This window comes from Streptomyces calidiresistens (assembly GCF_014141525.1).
GTDB lineage: Bacteria > Actinomycetota > Actinomycetes > Streptomycetales > Streptomycetaceae > Streptomyces > Streptomyces calidiresistens.
The window spans coordinates 1-3,757 of the sequence record NZ_VKHS01000556.1; the positions used below are offsets into that span (position 1 = coordinate 1).

Here is a 3,757-nt window from a genome sequence, read left to right on the forward strand (position 1 = left end):
GGCCGCGCAGCTGCTCGTGGTGGGCCGCCGCGAGGTGCTGGAGCAGTGTCGCCTCCCTGACCGGCCGGGGACGCTCAGCCGGCCCCGAGGAGCCGGCGCATCGCGCACCGCAGCTCGGCGGCGTCCCGCACCGGCCGGGGAAAGTCGAACCGGGCATCGAAGCCGTTCGGTCGCCCGCCCCGGGGGACGCCGTCCCAGAACCGCACCCGCAGCCCGAACCGGTCCAGCGCGAGCGGGGCGATCCGCCCCTCCCGGGCCCGGTCGGCGGTCGCCGGGTCCAACAGCCGGCACAGGCCGCGCAGCTGCTCGTGGTGGGCCGCCGCGAGGTGCTGGAGCAGTGTCGCCTCCCCGCGGGCCAGGGGGTCGGGGCGGGCGGCGCGGAGGGCCTCCGCGTCCACGTGCTCGGCGCCCCACAGGTCGTCGGTGTACGCCTCGCCGACCTCCAGCACCAGCGGCACCGGAGCCGGATCCCCGACCCCGTGGGGGCCCGGGGCCCGGGGATCCCCGGCGGCCGGCCGGTCCGCGCGTCGGGTCTCCTCCGCCGAGGGGGTGCGCAGCCATCCGGCGATCCACGCCCGTCCACGGATCCGGTGGGGCACGGCGACCGGTGCCACGTCCGTGATTTCCATCACACAGGCCGGGGGGTCGTCACCGCGTGCCGCGACCGCCGACGCGGCGGCCGAATTCCCCTCCACCAGCAGGAATACGGTACCGTCGGTGTCCACGGCGCGGATCTCGGTGCGGCTGTGACGGTCCTCGTCGGAGGCCGCCCCCGGGATCACGAGCCCGGCCGATGCGCTTGAATCGGTCATCGTGCGCACGCGTTCGGCGGCCGAGGGCCGTCGTGCGTCGTCCACCGCGGGGCGCGGCTGACCCGTCTTGGGGCTCCCGGTACGAGACATGTGCACTCCTGAAACTAAGGTAAGGCTAACCTAAGCTACACGGAGGTTCCTCCGACGTGAACCAGTCGCGTCCCAAGGTCAAGAAGTCGCGGGCGCTCGGCGTCGCCCTGACCCCCAAGGCGGTCAAGTACTTCGAGAAGCGTCCCTACCCGCCGGGTGTCCACGGTCGGGGCCGCAAGCAGACCAGTGACTACAAGGTCCGTCTGCTCGAGAAGCAGCGGCTGCGCGCGCAGTACGACATCAGCGAGCGACAGCTGGCCCGTGCCTACGACCGCGCTCGGAAGGTCGAGGGCAAGACGGGTGAGGCACTCATCGTCGAGCTCGAGCGCCGCCTGGACGCGCTCGTCCTGCGGGCCGGCCTGGCCCGCACCATCTACCAGGCCCGCCAGATGGTGGTCCACGGCCACATCGAGGTGAACGGCCGCAAGGTGGACAAGCCCTCCTTCATCGTCCGCCCGGACGACGTCGTGCGGGTCCGCGAGCGCAGCCGTGAGAAGACCCCCTTCCAGATCGCCCGTGAGGGCGGCTGGGCCGGTGACGGCGAGACCCCGCGCTACCTGCAGGTCAACCTGCAGGCGCTGGCGTTCCGCCTCGACCGCGACCCGCTGCGCAAGGAGATCCCGGTCATCTGCGACGAGCAGATGGTCGTCGAGTACTACGCCCGCTGATCCCCTCCCGTCGCCCCTCGGGGCGAGGGGATCGCACGGGTGTCCCGGCCCCGCCGGACGGACCACGGGTCCGCCCGGCGGGGCCGCCGCGTTCACCGCCGCGGCACGTCGGACGTCGGTGTCCCGACGGCCCGTACACTGCGGGGAACGGAGCGGGCGCCGCGCCCGATAAGCGGTGCGGTCCGCCGGCCCCGGCGCGATAGGCTCGGAGCCCGGCCGCGGCGCGGGCATCCGCGCCGGAAGCGGTCACCCCGCCCCCGCGGTCCCGGGAGCCCGCACCCCGGGGGGCCCGGAACGCACCGCCGACGCGGACGGAACCGGGACACCGGAACGCCGGGGAGCGGCCGGGGAACAGTCGGAATCAGTCGGGAATCAGAGACAAGCCGAGAGAAACGGTGCGAACGTGTCCGGTGGAGAGGTGGCCGGCCTCCTGGTGGCGGTCTTCTGGGCCATTCTGGTGTCCTTCCTCGCCGTCGCGCTGGCCCGGCTCGCCGTCGCCCTCCGGGCGGCCACCCGTCTGGTGGAGGAGTTGACCGATCGGGCGGTCCCCCTGCTGGGCGAGGCCACCGACACGGTGCGGTCCGCGCAGACCCAACTGGACCGGGTGGACGCCATCGCCGGTGACATCCAGGAGGTCACCGCCAACGCCTCCGCGCTCTCCACCACCGTCTCCTCCACCTTCGGCGGGCCCCTGGTGAAGGTCGCGGCCTTCGGCTACGGCGTCCGTCGAGCGCTGGCCCGGCGCCGCGCGGCGGGGGAGCCCGCCGCGGCCGTCCCGCCCCCCACCGTGCCCGCCGCCCGACGGGCGCCGCGCCGCTCCCGCCGCGGCTGACGGTCGCCGAGAGAGGACCGAGATGTTCCGCCGTACCTTCTGGTTCACCGCGGGCGCCGCGACCGGCATCTGGGCGACCACCCGGGTGCACCGCGCCCTGCGGGCCCTGGAGCCCGACGCGCTGGCCGCCCGCGCCCTGGACCGCGCGGCCCTCGCCGGTCGCCGGGCCCGCGCCTTCGCCGGGGACGTCCGCGAGGGAATGGCCCGACGCGAGCGCGAACTGGGCGAGGCACTGGGCCTGGCGGACGACCCCGACGGCCGGGAACCGCATCGCGACCTCGCGGACGAGTTCCAGGGCCGGCATCGGGCCGATGGCCTCGTGGACGAGGACGACCTCGGGGAGGTCGGCGGGGTTGCCCGCCGCCAGGGCGCCGAGGGTGTCCAGCAGGGCGACGGAGTCGGGAACGGCCCGGGTGGGCTCCAGGCCGGGCAGTTGGCCGACCAGGGTGATCATGGCCCGGGCGAGGTCGGGGTCACCGGAGGCGGGGAGAACGCGCGTGGTCATCGGGGGCCTGCTCATTCCTGGAAGAACTGGAGGGGATCGATGTGCGGGTTTTCCAGCAGGTCGCCGATGATCGTGTAGGTGCGCTCCTCCTCGGGGATCTCGCGTTCGTCACCGGGGGCGACCAGGGCCAGACGGATCTGTTCGGCGAAGGCCTCGGCGAAGGTGACGCGTTGGGCGTCGAGGTGGTCGAGGGCGAAGGTGATGGGCACGGCCTGCGTGCGGACGCGGTCCTGTTCCACCTCGGTGAGGTCACCGACCTCGATCACCCGGGCGTTGTTGACCATGAGGCGGACCATCTCGTACCGCCGGTCGGAGTCCTCGTCGGTGTCCTCGATGGTGTAGGCGGCGTAGAGGTTGATGGTGGAGCCGGGTCGGATCTTGCCGGCCACACCGGTGGCGGCGTCGATGAGGACGGCGATCTCCTGCTCCCCCTCGGTGAGGTCCGGCAGGGGGGCGATCATGTCGCGTTGCAGGAGGGAGCCGGGGGTCAGGGGTCCGACGGCGACCATGTCCCCGATGTCGGACAGGTCGGTGACGGCGGAGTCGGGGAGGTACCGCTCGGGGAGGCTGACCTCGGTGAACCAGGCGGGGTCCAGGGGCTGGTGGGGCTCGATCTCCTCGGCCACCTCGTAGGCGGTGACCTCGGGGCCGACCTTGGACTGGGCGTCCCGGACCACGGCGAGGACCGCGAGGAAGGCGGCGAGGGCGAGCAGTGCCGAGAAGGTCAGCAGGACGGCACCGCGTCGCTGGCGAGCGTTCATGGGGTCCGGTTCTCCATCGGGACGGGGCGCGGGGATCCCGCCCTCCGGGCGGTCGGAGGGGGAGACGGGGGATCCGGGCGTCGCGGGTC

General features: G+C 73.8%; 5 protein-coding genes. 3 read left to right on the plus strand and 2 right to left on the minus strand.

Annotated elements, in window-relative coordinates; translation table 11 throughout:
* Window positions 1-74: 74 nt before the first annotated feature.
* Window positions 75-812 carry a DUF2470 domain-containing protein gene (locus FOE67_RS19455; protein WP_228474056.1) on the minus strand — a complete coding sequence of 246 codons (738 nt, stop codon included), beginning with the start codon at window positions 810-812 and terminating at the stop codon, window positions 75-77.
* A 146-nt stretch (window positions 813-958) separates the two neighbouring features.
* On the opposite strand from FOE67_RS19455, the gene rpsD reads away from it, so the two are divergent.
* From rpsD to FOE67_RS30825, 3 genes are all read left to right on the plus strand, one after another.
* Window positions 959-1,570, plus strand: coding sequence for a 30S ribosomal protein S4 (rpsD, locus tag FOE67_RS19460; protein ID WP_182666062.1), 612 nt, complete (start codon window positions 959-961; stop codon window positions 1,568-1,570).
* A 403-nt stretch (window positions 1,571-1,973) separates the two neighbouring features.
* Window positions 1,974-2,402, plus strand: coding sequence for a DUF948 domain-containing protein (locus FOE67_RS19465; protein ID WP_182666064.1), 429 nt, complete (start codon window positions 1,974-1,976; stop codon window positions 2,400-2,402).
* A gap of 22 nt (window positions 2,403-2,424) precedes the next feature.
* Window positions 2,425-2,985: a DUF6167 family protein gene (locus tag FOE67_RS30825; RefSeq protein ID WP_182666065.1), complete on the plus strand. Its 561-nt coding sequence runs from the start codon at window positions 2,425-2,427 to the stop codon at window positions 2,983-2,985.
* Here the strand turns inward: FOE67_RS30825 and cpaB are convergent.
* Window positions 2,919-3,668 carry a Flp pilus assembly protein CpaB gene (cpaB, locus tag FOE67_RS19475; RefSeq protein WP_182666067.1) on the minus strand — a complete coding sequence of 250 codons (750 nt, stop codon included), beginning with the start codon at window positions 3,666-3,668 and terminating at the stop codon, window positions 2,919-2,921. The two genes, FOE67_RS30825 and cpaB, sit on opposite strands and share 67 nt — an antisense overlap.
* Window positions 3,669-3,757: the final 89 nt, after the last annotated feature.

What these genes read in the sequence shown, in the direction of transcription:
- FOE67_RS19455 (WP_228474056.1), bottom strand. Translation starts at nt 812, where the DNA reads ATGACCGATTCAAGCGCATCGGCCGGGCTCGTGATCCCGGGGGCGGCC.
- FOE67_RS30825 (WP_182666065.1), top strand. Translation starts at nt 2,425, where the DNA reads ATGTTCCGCCGTACCTTCTGGTTCACCGCGGGCGCCGCGACCGGCATC.
- cpaB (WP_182666067.1), bottom strand. Translation starts at nt 3,668, where the DNA reads ATGAACGCTCGCCAGCGACGCGGTGCCGTCCTGCTGACCTTCTCGGCA.